The following is an 11,986-nucleotide window of genomic DNA, read 5'->3' as shown; positions in this document are numbered from 1 at the left end:
ACCTGTGAAGGCTCGACTCCGCCGTTCGGCTGCCCTGCTGGCCGGCTCGCTCATCCCCCTCTCCCTCCTGATGGGACAGCCGGCCAACGCGCTCTCCGCTGATCCCATGACCGACGCGTTCGCCCGCGCGGCCGCCACCTATGAGGTGCCGCGCGACCTGCTGGTCACGCTCGCCTTCGCCGAGACCCATCTCGACGGGCACGAAGGCGAGCCCAGCGCCAGCGGCGGCTACGGCGTCATGCATCTGGTCAGCAACCCCACCGCGCACACGCTGGAGCGGGCGGCCAAGCTGACGAACCAGCCGGTCTCGGCGCTGAAGGCCGACGACGCGGCCAACATCACGGGCGGCGCGGCCGTCCTGCGCGCCTACGCCGACGAGCTCGGCCTCGACGCGGCGGCCCGCAAGGACCCGGCCAAGTGGTACCCCGTGGTCGCCAAGTACGGCAACGCCGCCTCGCCCGACGTCGCCAGGCTGTACGCCGACACCGTCTACGACCTGCTGGCCGAGGGCGTCGACGCCGACACGGCGGACGGCGAGAGCGTCACCGTGCGACCGCAGGCCGTCGAGCCCGACCGCGGGGCCTACGCCAGGGCGCGCGACCTGAACACCAGCGCCGCGGCCGCCGCCGTGGACTACCCCGCGGCCCACTGGGTGCCGGCGCACAGCAGCAACTACGCCGTCTCCAGCCGTCCCACCAGCGACGCGATCGACCGCATCGTCATCCACGTGGCGCAGGGCTCCTACGCGGGGACCATCTCCTGGTTCCAGCAGGGACCGAGGCCCAACCCCACCTCCTCGCACTACGTCATCCGCTCCTCCGACGGCGACATCACCCAGATGGTGAGGGAGAAGGACAGGGCCTTCCACGCGGGCGAGTACAACAGGCGCTCGGTGGGCATCGAGCACGAGGGCTACATCAACAACGCCTCCTGGTTCACCGACACGATGTACCGGGCCTCGGCGGCGCTGACCCGCAACATCGCCGACAGGTACGGCATCCCCAAGGACCGCACCCACATCGTCGGGCACCACCAGGTTCCCGGAGCCGACCACACCGACCCCGGCCCGAACTGGGACTGGACCAAGTACATGCAGTACGTCACCGGCAGCAGCGGCGGCAGCAACCCGCACACCGCCGAGTCGGTGTGCGGCAGCGGGTACAAGGTGATCGACTCGGCGGCCCTCGGCACGGCGGGCACCGTCTACCTGCTGTACAACTCGGCCAACGGCTACAACTGCGTGGCCACCATCAAGAAGACCTCGCTCGGCACGGCCACCGCCACCAGTGCCTACCTGGAGGTGCAGGGCAGGACGCGAGTCACCGACTCGGGCAACTTCGCCTACTACGCCGGTCCTGTGCGCGCGAGCGCGGCCGACAAGTGCGTCAGGTGGGGCGGCAAGGCAGGCTCGGCGGTCTACGACAGCCCCTTCGAGCACTGCGGCTAGCACCGGCCCCCTACCAGCGCTGATCCGCATGGCGTGCGCCCGCTCTCCCCTGGTGGAGGGCGGGCGCTCGTCCGCTGTGAGGCATACTCTGGTCGATCATCGCCGGAGGGAGAGCCGTGCTGTTCAGGCAGAGAATCCTGGAAGGCATCGCGGACGGGAGCGTCACCCTGGCCTTCCGCCGCTGGAAGCGCTGCGGCGTACGCAGGGGAAGCCGGCTGCGCACCCCTGTCGGCGTCGTGGAGATCGACGGGGTCGAGGAGTACGCCGCGGGCGACGTGACACCGCAGGAGGCCGCGAGCGCGGGCTACGCCTCACTGGACGGCCTGTGGAAGGACCTGGCCCCCGACGGCACCCTCTTCAGGATCGGACTCCACCTGAGCGGTCCCGATCCCCGCACCGAGCTGCGCGAGCGGAGCGACCTCGACGCCGGGGAGATCGCCGAGATCCGTCTGGCGCTGGACCGCATCGACGAAGCCAGCCGCCGGACCCCCTGGACCGCGGATCTGCTCCTGCTCATCCGTGAGCGACCGATGACCCCTGCCGCCGTTCTGGCCGAGCGGCTCGGCAGGCCGACAGCGGCGCTGAAACGCGACGTCCGGAGGCTCAAGGAGCTGGGCCTGACCGAGAGCCTGGACGTCGGGTACCGGCTGTCCGCGCGAGGCGAGACGGTCGCGAGGGCGCTGGTCCCCACCGTGCAGAAGGGCGAGAGCCCAGATGGTCCTGACACACCCTGACCGCGGCGGGGTGAGTGGACGTTCTAGCACGGGGCTATCGTCATCAGCGGGAAGTCCTTCAAGCCGCCACCGGTCGCCATGCTCGTCCACGCCTGGGCGATGGCGTTCGTGGGGACGGTGACACAGTACTTCTCGGGGGCCTCGGGGGCGGGCGTCCCGGAGGGCTGGGGAACGGGCCCGCCGCGCGGGCTCCGGTCGGCGATCGACGGCGCGCCGGCGGCGGCAGGGGCCGCCAGCAGGGCCAGGGCGAGGGCCAGGGTCGTCACGGACGCGGCGCGGTGCTGCATGGATCCTCCGGCGAGTGCAGAGCGCCCGGGCGAGGAGCGCATCCGCCGGGATACCCGGCGGAGGGGATCACTTATCCATACGTTCGATCTTGCCTTCTTTGGGGCCCGGCGCGGCGTGCCCGCCGCCTCGCAACCCCGCGACGTGCTACTGCCGCGTGACCCGAGGAGAGGGGCGCGGAAGCCCGTTCCGGACTCGTGGCCTGGGACGCACCGAAGTGGCGCCATGGGCGGGACCCGAGCGCGGCGAGCCTGGTACAGGGCGGAATGTCCCAAGGGCTGACGGGCTGCCGATCAGGGCGTGGAGCGGGTGGCGTAGTAGCGCCGGGCCTTGTCGCGGCTGCCGCAGGAGGCCATGCTGCACCACCGGCGCCTGCCGTTCTTGCTGGTGTCGAGGAACAGCCAGCAGCACGAGGGGCATCCGCCGAGCCGCTCCAGCTGCCCGTGGGTGAGGAGTTCGACGGCCGAGGCCGCGACCTCCCAGAGGAGGATCTCCGCCGTCCGTGGCGCCTGCCATGCCAGCCGGTAGCCCGCGCCGTGCGCCTCGAGGTGGCTGCGGGCGACGCCCTCGGCGTACAGGACGGCGATGGCGTCGAGGTCCTGCCGCGGCGGATCGTCCTCGTGCGCCAGCGCCTCGAACACCCTGAAGACGGCTTCGCGTAGCTCGCGGGCGGCGGGCAGCGCGGCGGCGAGGCCGCGCGGGTCCTCGATCGGACGGCCCGCGGCGTCCGCCCAGGTCGTCGCCTCCTCAGGGGTGGCCATCCAGTCCCGTCGCGCCACCGGCCTGCTGTTGACGGTGTTGGCGAAGTCAAGACAGAGCGCGTTGCCGACCAGCTCGACAGGGGTCATGCGGCCATTCTCTCACCCTCTATCGGCTATTGACAGGTGAGATAGCCTGAGGCCGATATTACCGATCAAATGGCTTTGACAGGTGAGAATCCATGCGCGTACTACCCGCCTCACTGGGCCGATCGTTCAACGGGCTGTGGTTCGGCACCGGGGCGGCGAACCTGGGTGACGGCATGGCCCTGTTCGTCCTGCCACTGCTCGCCCTCGCCGTCGACGCCTCACCCGGCGGCGTGGCGGCCGTGACGACGGCGCTCACCCTGGCCTGGCCGATCTTCGGGCTGCACGCCGGCTGGATCGTCGACAGGGTCGACCGCCGAGCCCTGTTGAGCGGCGTCAACCTCGTCAGGGCGCTCGTGCTGGCGGGGCTCACGGCCGGCCACCTCACCGGCACGCTGTCGCTGCCGCTGCTCCTGGCCGCGGCCGTGCTGCTCGGCGTCGGCGAGACCCTGGTCGACACCGCGCTCACCTCGACCATCCCCTCCGTCGTCGAACCGGCCGGCCGGGGCAGGGCGAACGCGCGGATCGAGGCGACCATCAACGTCACCAACCAGCTGGTGGGGCCGCCGCTCGCGGGGCTGCTGGCGGGCCTCACCCTGGCCATGGCCACGGGCGTGAGCGCGGGCCTGTACGTCCTGGCGGTCGCCGGGATCGCGGCGATGACGCTGCGCCGCCCGCCGGTCGGGGCCCTGCCCGAGGAGGGTGGCCCACGGGCCGCGGGTAGCGGCGGGGTCGTCGCGGGATTCCTCCACCTGTGGCGGCAGCCGGTGGTGCGGGCGATCACACTGTTCACCGCCGCGATGAACGTGGTCTGGGCGGCCGCGACCGCGCTGCTCGTCGTCTACGCCGTGCGTCCCGGCCCGCTCGGTCTCACCGCCGCCCAGTACGGCCTGCTGCTGACCGCGATGGCCGTCGGCGGACTGCTCGCCTCGATGGTGGTCGAGCGGCTGCGGCGGCGGTTCGGCGTGACCACACTGCTGATCGCGGACGCCGTCGGCACCGTCCTGCTGGTGGCGCCGGTGGCCTTCGACGCCCCGGTGTGGGCCGTGGCAGCGGGCGCGGTGGTCGCGGGAGCCGGCTCGAGCATCTGGCGGATCCTGGTCGCCACCATCCGGCAGAACCTCTCACCGCCGGAGCTGCTGGGGCGCATCTACTCGGCGTCGCGGGTGCTCAGCTGGGGCGTCATCCCGGTCAGCGCCGCGTTGGCCGGGGTGGGCGCGGAGCTGTTCGACGTGCGGACGGTGTTCGCCGTCGCCACCGGGCTGGCGCTCCTCATCCTGGCCGTCTTCGTGCCGTTCGCCCGCCGTACGGACCTGTCGGCCGCCATGGAGGCGGACCAGGAGCACCGGGCCCTCGCCTGAGGCGGGAGCGAGTGATCGCCTCCGTGAGGGGTAGGCCAGATTCGGGATCGGGCTGCCGGGGAAGGACCTTCACGATCATGGGTGTGCCGCGCTCTTCGCCCCGGTCCGGGCGGTCGATGGCGGCCGCGGCGTTGATCGGGGTGGCGGTGATGGCGGCGGTCGACGAGATCGTCTTCCACCAGCTCCTGGGCTGGCATCACTTCTACGACCGTTCCACCCCCGCGGTCGGACTGCTGTCGGACGGCCTGCTGCACACCGCCGAACTGCTCGCCCTGGTGGCCGGGTTCGTGATGTGGGCCGATCTGCGTCGCCGCCGCGCGCTGTCACCAGGCCACGCCTGGGCCGGGCTGCTGCTGGGGCTGGGCGGTTTCCAGCTGTTCGACGGCCTGGTCGACCACAAGGTGCTGCGGGTGCACCAGATCCGGTACGGGGTCGAGCTGCTGCCGTACGACCTGGCATGGAACGCCGCGGGCGCGGTCCTGCTGCTCATCGGCGCCGGGCTGGCCCTCAGGGCCAGGCGCGCGCCGGGCGCGAAGGACACCGAGAGGTGACGGCGCACGAGCACGCCTCCGCCGGGCTGGACGCCTGGCAGGTGGCGGCGGCGATCATCGGCGCGCTGGCGGTCGCCCTCTACCTGGGGGCGGCGCGACGGCTGCGCCGCAGGGGCGACGCCTGGTCGTGGAGGCGAACCGCCTCGTTCACCGCCGGCGGCCTGTCCCTGGTGGCCGCCGCCACGCTGGAACCGCCAGGGGAGCCGTTCACCGCTCACATGGCCCAGCACCTGGTCGCGGGGATGGCCGCTCCGCTGCTGATGGCGCTGGGGCGCCCGCTGACGCTGGCGCTGCGGGCGCTGCGGCCCGGCGCCCCTCGGCGCGGACTGCTGGCGGTGGCGCATTCACCTCCGGTGTCGTGGCTGGTCTTCCCGCCGACGGCGGCGGTGCTGGATCTGGGCGGGCTGTGGTTGCTGTACCGCACGCCGCTGCTCGCCGCCGCCCAGGAGCGGCCATGGCTGCACGCCGCCGTCCACGTCCATGTCGTGGCGGCCGGCTTCCTGTTGGCCTTCTCCGTCTGTCAGCTCGACCCGCTGCGCCGGCGCTGGAGCCTGCCGTGGCGTGCGGCCACGCTGCTCGCGGCGGGGGCCGCTCACGCCGTCCTGGCCAAGACCCTGTACGCCACTCCCCCGCCCGGCACCGGCTTCGCCGTCCCCGATCTGCGCACCGGCGCCCAGCTGATGTACTACGGCGGCGATCTGGTCGAACTCGGCCTGGCCGCCGTGCTGGCCGTCCAGTGGTACGCCGTCACAGGCAGGACCCACGCCCGCACCCTCCGCCGGGCTCGACTCCTCCAAGAGCCTGTCACCCCGCCTTTCGGGAGTCGCTGAAGGGCGGCGGCGGCCCGTGGGGTCAGCCGCACACCTCGACCGCGGGGACGTCCGGCAGGTGGGCCGCCCACTCCTGTTCGGTGAGCGTCCTGCCGGATCGGCCGCAGAGGGCGGTGGCGACGGCCGAGGGGGCGACGGGGTACTCGTGCCGCCCGCCGTACTGGTCGAAGGTGATCAGCCTGGCGCCGTCGGGAGTGAAGGCCGGAGACACCTCTGATGACGGTCCTGGACGAGCCCGCGTGGTCCCAGACCGTGAGGCGGCCCCTGCTGTCGGCCGTGACGAACTCTCCCGCCCTGGTGAAAGCGCCGTAGACGACGCTGGTCGCCCTGCCGGTGGCGGTCAGGCCGCCGCCCAGCTTCCTGCCGGTGGCGGTGTCGAGGAAGACCGGCCTGTCCGCCAGCACGGCGAGTCTGGAGCCGTCGGGGCTGAAGGCGACGTCGGTGAGCCCGTTCTGCTCGGCCGACCACAGAAGTTCGCCCTTCCGCCAGTCCTACAGCTGGAGGGCGGATCGCGTCGAGTCGTCCGAGATCATGATATCGACGGCCACCTTTCCCCCGTCGGGGCTGAAGCCCCGCAGGAACGCCTGCGTCCGGTCGCTCAGCGTGAACCGCCTGATCTCCTTGCCGGTGGCGGTGTCGTGGACCCTGAGGTAGGTGGTGTTGCGCACCTCGCCCGGCGGTGTTTCGGTGATGTGGAAGGTGGCCATGGCTGATGACCACGCGGCCCTGGTTCCACCGGTCGGGACCGACGTCGATCAGCGAGCATCGCGACAAAGTTCGCATATCACCCGTATTGCTGGGTCTGCTGTGGTTGACGGTGCCAGGCCGCTCGTCCGCGCCTGGTTCAGGGGAGGTTCGTCGCAAGGGCGAGCGTGGCCGCGGCCAGCGCCAGGAAGGCGCCGGGAATGATCATCTTGCCGAACACTCTGGCCCGTACGTGAGCGACGAGGGCGCCGACGAAGAAGAGGACGAGCCCGCCCGCGGCGGCGACTCCGATGTACGGGACACCCAGGAGCGCGAGCAGGAGCCCGGCGGCTCCTGCGGCCTTCAGCCAGCCGAGCGTCGAAAGCCACGTGCGGGGAAGGCCCAGCTGGTCCGAGTTGTCGACGACGAACTGAACCTTCGCGAAGTCGGCCAAAGCCGCCCACGCGTTGGCCGCGATCGTGACGATGGTGACGACGACATAGGCGGTGAACATCCGCTTGACCTCTGTTCGGTGGCTCGCTGACGGGGTCAAATCTCGCGGCGCCGACCGGTTGGCGTCCAATACCTGCATCTATAACCTGGCGGCATGGATGTCGACACGCGGCTGTTGCGCTACTTCGTCGTTGTGGCGGAGGAGGGGACCCTCACCAGGGCCGCGGAACGGCTGTTCGTGTCGCAGCCCGCGCTGACCAAGCAGATCAAGCAGCTCGAGGCCCTGCTCGGCGTGCGCCTGTTCACCCGGTCCAGGGCCGGCATGACGCTCACGGAGCCAGGGAGGGCGCTGGCGGCGCGGGTGCCCGAACTGCTGGCCGGCTGGGACCAGCTGCTGCGGGAGGCCAGGAGCGCGGCAGGCCGCGAGGCCAGGGTGTTGCGGGTCGGCTCCGTGGCCAGCGCCGCCAACGAGGCCACCCAGGACATCATCGCGGCGTTCGCGCGTCGCCGTCCGGGCTGGCGGGTCGACATGCGGCAGGCCTCGTGGTCGAATCCGACCGCTGGGCTCGCCGAAGGGGACGTCGACGTCGCCCTGCTGCGGCTGCCCTTCCCCGGACAGGAGAAGCTGCGGGTGGAGACGCTGTTCACCGAGGACCGCTGGGTGGCGCTCCCCTCGTCACACCGGTTCGCCGCGCGGGAGGTGATCTCCTTCAGGGAGCTGTGGGACGAGCCGTTCGTCGCCGCCCCGCCCGAGTCGGGGCGGTGGAGGGACTACTGGCTGGCGGCCGACGAGCGTGACGGCCATCCGGTCCGCGTGGGGGCGGTCACCGACCAACCTGACGACTGGCTCAGTGCGATCGCCAACGGGTACGGCGTGGCGCTCGCCCCCGCCTCCTCGGCCCGTTTCTACGCCCGTCCCGGTGTCGTCTACCGGCCGGTCAGCGGCGTCAGCCCCAGCCGGGCGGCGGTGGCGTGGAGGCCCGACGACGACGCCAACCCGGTCGTGCGGGACTTCGTCCGGAGCTGCCTGGACATGGGCACGTACCAGAACTCTCCCCCGCGAGGGGGAGCGTCGTCGCCCGCCATGGGGAGGCCCACGCAGGGGGGCGGCTGCCAGCCTTGACGGCATGACGATGTGGAGCGGGCGACGGGCGGGCTGGGCGGCGATCGGGTGGACGCTGCTCTACGTGGTGTCGAAAGCGCTCTTCGCCCTCGACGGGCGTCTCGGCGTCACCGGCGGGCCTCGAGTGCTCCCCGACGCCTACCGCGGCTACGGACCGGGGGAGGTCGCGCAGGCTCAGTGGGCCAACGCCGCGGCAGGGGCGCTCATCATCGGGTTGCTGCTGGCCTCCTTCCTGCCGATCCGTCGTCCGCTACCGCGACGGGCGCTGATCGTGACGCTGTGGCTGTGCGTCGCCATGGCCGCGGCGGGCGCGGTCGGCATGCTGGGCGGCGCCGTGCTGACCGGCAGGGGCGGCGCCGTCTTCGGCGGCTACTGCGCGGTCTGGGCGCTCCTCCTGACGACCGCGACCCTCGCCTTCCACCGCCGTACCGCCGTGGACCGACGGGTGGAGGCGTCCTGAGGAAGCGGGCATGGCCGGATATGCAATGTACGTGTCATTGACGCCATAGTGCCCACTGACCAGCATGAAGGACATGCAGCGACGTGTCGTCATGGTGATCTTCGAGGGGTTCCAGCTCCTCGACATGGCCGGGCCCGCCGACGTGTTCGCCATGGCGGCGCTGTTCAGCGGCGAAGGCGATTATCAGGTCGAGGTGACCTCCCTGCGGGAGGGGAACGTCCGCGCGGTCAACGGCGTCGCCATCGCCGTCGACACGCCGCTCGCCGACGTCACAGGGCCCATCGACACGCTCGTGGTCGTCGGCGGATGGGCCACCATGGACCTCCTCGCGAACAGGGAGCTCGTCGACGGCATCGCGCGCCTGGCCGGTTCGTCCCGCCGGGTCACGTCCGTGTGCAGCGGGGCGCTGTTGCTGGCCGAGGCGGGACTGCTGGACGGCATGCGCGCGACCACCCACTGGCTGGCCGCCGACGAGCTACGCGGCAGGTATCCGCGCGTCGAGGTGGACTCCGACCCCATCTACGTCAAGGAGGGACAGGTCTGGACCTCGGCAGGCGTGACGGCGGGCATCGACCTGGCCCTCGCGCTCGTGGCCGAGGACCACGGGCACGCGCTCGCCAGGGACGTGGCCTGCGCGCTGGTCGTCTACCTGCACAGGCCAGGCGGGCAGAGCCAGTTCAGCGTGCCGATGAACGCGCTGCCCCCGCGCAGCGAGCCGTTGCGCGAGCTGCAGGCGTTCATCGACGCCAACCCCGCCGACGACCTGAGCGTGCCCGCGCTCGCCCGGCACGCGGGGATGAGTGAGCGGCACTTCTCCCGCGTCTTCACCGAGCAGTCCGGCGTGTCTCCTGGCCGCTACGTCGAGCTCAGCAGGGCCGACGCGGCCAGGCGGCTGCTGGAGACGACCGACCACCCGCTCGAACGCGTGGCGAGGGAGGCGGGCCTCGGCACGCCGGAGACCCTCTATCGCGTCTTCCGCCGCCACTGGCGGATCTCACCGGGCGACTACCGTCGCCGATTCCAGGCAAAGGAGTGCTGACCATGCAGGTCGCCATCCCGCTGTATCCGCGTTTCACCGCGCTCGACGCCGTCGGGCCGTACACCGTGCTGGCCTTCGCCCCCGGCTTCACCGTCACGTTCGTCGCCGCCGAGCCGGGACCCGTCACCGACGACAAAGGCAGCCTCACCCTCGAGGCGACGGCGAGCTACGCGAGCGTTCCCAGGCCCGACGTGATCCTGGTGCCGGGCGGCATCGGGACCTTCGACGCGCTCGGCGACCAGGCGCTGCTCGACTGGATCACCGAGGCGCACCCGCACAGCCGGTGGACGACCTCGGTCTGCAGCGGGGCCCTCCTGCTGGGCGCCGCCGGACTGCTCGACGGCAGGAAGGCCACCACGCACTGGGCCCTGCTCGAGCACCTGGCCACGTACGGCGCCGAGCCGGTGAGCGAGCGGACCGTGGTGGAGGGCAAGATCGTGACGGCGGCCGGGGTCTCGGCGGGGATCGACATGGCGCTCACCCTGCTCGCCCAGGCCAGTGACGTGGAGACGGCGCAGGCCGTCCAGTTGGCCATCGAGTACGACCCGCAGCCGCCGTTCAACGCCGGCTCGCCCAGGACCGCTCCCGCGGGGCTGGCCGAGCGGGCCATCCAACTGATCGTCTAGGAGGCGCCCTGGTCGAGGAGCGCGATGCCGCGCTCCCCCCAGAGCGCCCGCGAGGCCGCCTCGGGGTCGGAGACGTCCGAGGGCTCCACGTCGAACAGGTGGGTGGTGACCGTCAGCGAGTCGTAGGCGGGCCAGCCCGGGTCGCCGGTGGCGGCGAAGCCTGTCCACGCCGTGCGGAACTGCCTGGACAGCCCCTCACCCTTCGGCGCGCCGCCCGTCAGCATGCGCCCGAGGGGGCAGTCGAGGGTGGCGAAGGTCAGCGGCACGTCGAGCCCGTGACAGGCCCCCATCGGGGTCGGCGACCAGGTCAGCTCGTAGGCGTGCGCGTCTTCGCCTGGCTGTTCATGATCCGCGCCAGAGTCCCGAGGTCTTCGCCCGCGATCTGGCCGCCCGGCTGACGTCGGCGTTCACCGGGCCGTCGCCGTCAAGCCCTGCTCTGGTCCATCTGAAATCACGGTAAATACGTTCAATGCCGGAAAAACGCGTTTTATGGTGCTAAGAGCGGGATCAGGGCTGGCGAGGAGTCCGAGGTGCTCTGTCGCGGTCCCTGGTGCCGGGCGACATCAGCTCGAAGCGAAAGTCGGTGACTATGGCCACCACGCTGAGCAGGGCCGACGACTACAGAGCCCTGGTGGAGAAGTTGCGGGACGTCTACCCTGCCGTCGAGAGCCGGCTGGTGTCGACCTCGGTGGCGATCGCCGCCGACTGCGCCAGGCATGTGGGCTGCACGCCGACCGAGGAGATCGTGGAGCGCCTGGCGGTCGAGTACCTGCGCGCCAGGGTCGCCACGCAAGCGACCCTGCCCGCCGCGCGACCGCGTCACCAGCTCCACAGGCCGACCCGTACGGGCACCCCCGGCGAGGCGTGCAGAAGAGGGGTCTGATCGGGGGCGGGAAGCCCCGCCACCCGTAGAAGGTCCTGGTCAAGGCGGGCCAGACGGGCGTGCCGCAGCGGCCATGGGGGGTGTTCGACCTCGGCGGAGGCCAGCCGGCCCGCCACGACCGTGAACAGCCGGAAGCGTGCCGTCAGGAAGTGCGCGAGCCCGTCGAGCTCGTCCTCCGCCAGGTCAGGGCCGGTTTCGACGTCCACGTCGCAGCGCGCGCCGCTGGGTCCTGGCCAGTACCTTCGCGATCTGTACCGCCGCAGTGAGCCGTCCGTCCGCACGGACATGTCCGACCAGAAGTAGGGCAGCCAGTAGCCGGCGCGTCCGCCGAGGGCGGCGGGGAGCCGTCCAGCCTCCATCGACAGGAACCAGATCCCGCTGCGTCCGCGGGCGTCGCGGACGTAGGTGCGCAGGTTCGTCTCGGGGAAGCGCGACAGCCATGGCAGGGCGGGCGCGCCCGGCACCCTCACGTCCTCCATGAGGAAGGGTGTCAGCCCGACCCAGGCGGTGCCGTCGAAGGTCTCGACCGTCAGGCAGCCGGGCACCAGGGCCTGCACGACGTCGGCGGGAAAGCGCCAGTGGACGAAGGTGATGTCCGACCAGCGGTGGTACATCACCGGCCTGGCGACTCTCGGGGAGTCGGGTGCTCGCATCAGGTGCTCCTG

General features: G+C 71.7%; 17 protein-coding genes. 10 read left to right on the top strand and 7 right to left on the bottom strand.

The genetic code is table 11. The annotated features are described in order from the left end of the window. Window positions 1–4: 4 nt before the first annotated feature. Entirely contained in the window at window positions 5–1,447 is a 1,443-nt protein-coding gene (locus ABFX50_RS30925; RefSeq protein ID WP_346151237.1) for an N-acetylmuramoyl-L-alanine amidase, read from the top strand. A gap of 116 nt (window positions 1,448–1,563) precedes the next feature. Continuing rightward, window positions 1,564–2,181: a hypothetical protein gene (locus ABFX50_RS30920; RefSeq protein WP_346151236.1), complete on the top strand. Its 618-nt coding sequence runs from the start codon at window positions 1,564–1,566 to the stop codon at window positions 2,179–2,181. Between the two features lie 23 nt (window positions 2,182–2,204). Here ABFX50_RS30920 and ABFX50_RS30915 read toward each other — a convergent pair whose 3' ends face one another. Together ABFX50_RS30915 and ABFX50_RS30910 are read right to left on the bottom strand one after the other, a co-directional pair. After that, a complete protein-coding gene (locus tag ABFX50_RS30915; RefSeq protein ID WP_346151234.1) occupies window positions 2,205–2,468 on the bottom strand; it encodes a hypothetical protein in 264 nt (87 codons plus the stop codon). A gap of 291 nt (window positions 2,469–2,759) precedes the next feature. Then, window positions 2,760–3,314 carry a CGNR zinc finger domain-containing protein gene (locus tag ABFX50_RS30910; RefSeq protein WP_346151232.1) on the bottom strand — a complete coding sequence of 185 codons (555 nt, stop codon included), beginning with the start codon at window positions 3,312–3,314 and terminating at the stop codon, window positions 2,760–2,762. A gap of 92 nt (window positions 3,315–3,406) precedes the next feature. On the opposite strand from ABFX50_RS30910, the gene ABFX50_RS30905 reads away from it, so the two are divergent. The 3 genes from ABFX50_RS30905 to ABFX50_RS30895 all read left to right on the top strand — a co-directional run bounded on the left by ABFX50_RS30905 (window position 3,407) and on the right by ABFX50_RS30895 (window position 6,053). Further along, window positions 3,407–4,672 carry an MFS transporter gene (locus ABFX50_RS30905; RefSeq protein WP_346151231.1) on the top strand — a complete coding sequence of 422 codons (1,266 nt, stop codon included), beginning with the start codon at window positions 3,407–3,409 and terminating at the stop codon, window positions 4,670–4,672. Between the two features lie 77 nt (window positions 4,673–4,749). Continuing rightward, window positions 4,750–5,223 (top strand): DUF2243 domain-containing protein, encoded by a 474-nt coding sequence (locus ABFX50_RS30900; RefSeq protein WP_346151229.1) that lies wholly within the window; start codon window positions 4,750–4,752, stop codon window positions 5,221–5,223. After that, on the top strand, window positions 5,220–6,053 hold the full coding sequence (locus tag ABFX50_RS30895) for a cytochrome c oxidase assembly protein (protein ID WP_346151227.1): 834 nt from the start codon (window positions 5,220–5,222) through the stop codon (window positions 6,051–6,053). The genes ABFX50_RS30900 and ABFX50_RS30895 overlap by 4 nt, the downstream gene beginning before the upstream one ends. A 22-nt stretch (window positions 6,054–6,075) precedes the next feature. Here the strand turns inward: ABFX50_RS30895 and ABFX50_RS30890 are convergent, their stop codons facing one another. The 3 genes from ABFX50_RS30890 to ABFX50_RS30880 form a co-directional block, all read right to left on the bottom strand. Beyond that, on the bottom strand, window positions 6,076–6,264 hold the full coding sequence (locus ABFX50_RS30890) for a hypothetical protein (protein ID WP_346151225.1): 189 nt from the start codon (window positions 6,262–6,264) through the stop codon (window positions 6,076–6,078). A 280-nt stretch (window positions 6,265–6,544) separates the two neighbouring features. Continuing rightward, window positions 6,545–6,760: a hypothetical protein gene (locus tag ABFX50_RS30885; RefSeq protein ID WP_346151223.1), complete on the bottom strand. Its 216-nt coding sequence runs from the start codon at window positions 6,758–6,760 to the stop codon at window positions 6,545–6,547. A gap of 137 nt (window positions 6,761–6,897) precedes the next feature. Next, entirely contained in the window at window positions 6,898–7,251 is a 354-nt protein-coding gene (locus ABFX50_RS30880; protein ID WP_346151222.1) for a DoxX family protein, read from the bottom strand. Between the two features lie 93 nt (window positions 7,252–7,344). Between ABFX50_RS30880 and ABFX50_RS30875 the strand changes: the two genes are divergently transcribed. The 4 genes from ABFX50_RS30875 (at window position 7,345) to ABFX50_RS30860 (ending at window position 10,438) form a co-directional block, all read left to right on the top strand. Then, window positions 7,345–8,313: a LysR family transcriptional regulator gene (locus ABFX50_RS30875; protein ID WP_346151220.1), complete on the top strand. Its 969-nt coding sequence runs from the start codon at window positions 7,345–7,347 to the stop codon at window positions 8,311–8,313. Window positions 8,314–8,317: 4 nt separating this feature from the next. Continuing rightward, window positions 8,318–8,773, top strand: a complete 456-nt coding sequence (locus ABFX50_RS30870; protein ID WP_346151218.1) for a hypothetical protein — start codon at window positions 8,318–8,320, stop codon at window positions 8,771–8,773. 73 nt (window positions 8,774–8,846) lie between these two features. After that, complete coding sequence (locus ABFX50_RS30865) at window positions 8,847–9,812, top strand: GlxA family transcriptional regulator (protein ID WP_346151216.1); 966 nt, start codon at window positions 8,847–8,849, stop codon at window positions 9,810–9,812. A gap of 2 nt (window positions 9,813–9,814) precedes the next feature. After that, window positions 9,815–10,438 (top strand): DJ-1/PfpI family protein, encoded by a 624-nt coding sequence (locus ABFX50_RS30860; protein WP_346151214.1) that lies wholly within the window; start codon window positions 9,815–9,817, stop codon window positions 10,436–10,438. Here ABFX50_RS30860 and ABFX50_RS30855 read toward each other — a convergent pair. Beyond that, window positions 10,435–10,728: a hypothetical protein gene (locus tag ABFX50_RS30855; protein ID WP_346151213.1), complete on the bottom strand. Its 294-nt coding sequence runs from the start codon at window positions 10,726–10,728 to the stop codon at window positions 10,435–10,437. The two genes, ABFX50_RS30860 and ABFX50_RS30855, sit on opposite strands and share 4 nt — an antisense overlap. Window positions 10,729–11,027: 299 nt before the next feature. On the opposite strand from ABFX50_RS30855, the gene ABFX50_RS30850 reads away from it, so the two are divergent. Continuing rightward, on the top strand, window positions 11,028–11,321 hold the full coding sequence (locus ABFX50_RS30850; RefSeq protein ID WP_346151211.1) for a hypothetical protein: 294 nt from the start codon (window positions 11,028–11,030) through the stop codon (window positions 11,319–11,321). Here ABFX50_RS30850 and ABFX50_RS30845 read toward each other — a convergent pair. Next, the gene (locus tag ABFX50_RS30845) at window positions 11,258–11,974 is read right to left on the bottom strand and encodes a YqjF family protein (RefSeq protein WP_346151209.1); all 717 of its coding nucleotides are present in this window, start codon (window positions 11,972–11,974) and stop codon (window positions 11,258–11,260) included. The two genes, ABFX50_RS30850 and ABFX50_RS30845, sit on opposite strands and share 64 nt — an antisense overlap. Between the last annotated feature and the right edge of the window lie 12 nt (window positions 11,975–11,986).

The organism is Nonomuraea recticatena, assembly GCF_039533245.1.
GTDB lineage: Bacteria > Actinomycetota > Actinomycetes > Streptosporangiales > Streptosporangiaceae > Nonomuraea > Nonomuraea roseola.
This window is presented reverse-complemented; position numbering and strand designations above follow the sequence as displayed.

What these genes read in the sequence shown, in the direction of transcription:
- ABFX50_RS30915 (WP_346151234.1), bottom strand. Translation starts at nt 2,468, where the DNA reads ATGCAGCACCGCGCCGCGTCCGTGACGACCCTGGCCCTCGCCCTGGCC.
- ABFX50_RS30910 (WP_346151232.1), bottom strand. Translation starts at nt 3,314, where the DNA reads ATGACCCCTGTCGAGCTGGTCGGCAACGCGCTCTGTCTTGACTTCGCC.
- ABFX50_RS30905 (WP_346151231.1), top strand. Translation starts at nt 3,407, where the DNA reads ATGCGCGTACTACCCGCCTCACTGGGCCGATCGTTCAACGGGCTGTGG.
- ABFX50_RS30900 (WP_346151229.1), top strand. Translation starts at nt 4,750, where the DNA reads ATGGGTGTGCCGCGCTCTTCGCCCCGGTCCGGGCGGTCGATGGCGGCC.
- ABFX50_RS30885 (WP_346151223.1), bottom strand. Translation starts at nt 6,760, where the DNA reads ATGGCCACCTTCCACATCACCGAAACACCGCCGGGCGAGGTGCGCAAC.
- ABFX50_RS30880 (WP_346151222.1), bottom strand. Translation starts at nt 7,251, where the DNA reads ATGTTCACCGCCTATGTCGTCGTCACCATCGTCACGATCGCGGCCAAC.
- ABFX50_RS30875 (WP_346151220.1), top strand. Translation starts at nt 7,345, where the DNA reads ATGGATGTCGACACGCGGCTGTTGCGCTACTTCGTCGTTGTGGCGGAG.
- ABFX50_RS30870 (WP_346151218.1), top strand. Translation starts at nt 8,318, where the DNA reads ATGACGATGTGGAGCGGGCGACGGGCGGGCTGGGCGGCGATCGGGTGG.
- ABFX50_RS30865 (WP_346151216.1), top strand. Translation starts at nt 8,847, where the DNA reads ATGCAGCGACGTGTCGTCATGGTGATCTTCGAGGGGTTCCAGCTCCTC.
- ABFX50_RS30860 (WP_346151214.1), top strand. Translation starts at nt 9,815, where the DNA reads ATGCAGGTCGCCATCCCGCTGTATCCGCGTTTCACCGCGCTCGACGCC.
- ABFX50_RS30855 (WP_346151213.1), bottom strand. Translation starts at nt 10,728, where the DNA reads ATGGGGGCCTGTCACGGGCTCGACGTGCCGCTGACCTTCGCCACCCTC.
- ABFX50_RS30850 (WP_346151211.1), top strand. Translation starts at nt 11,028, where the DNA reads ATGGCCACCACGCTGAGCAGGGCCGACGACTACAGAGCCCTGGTGGAG.
- ABFX50_RS30845 (WP_346151209.1), bottom strand. Translation starts at nt 11,974, where the DNA reads ATGCGAGCACCCGACTCCCCGAGAGTCGCCAGGCCGGTGATGTACCAC.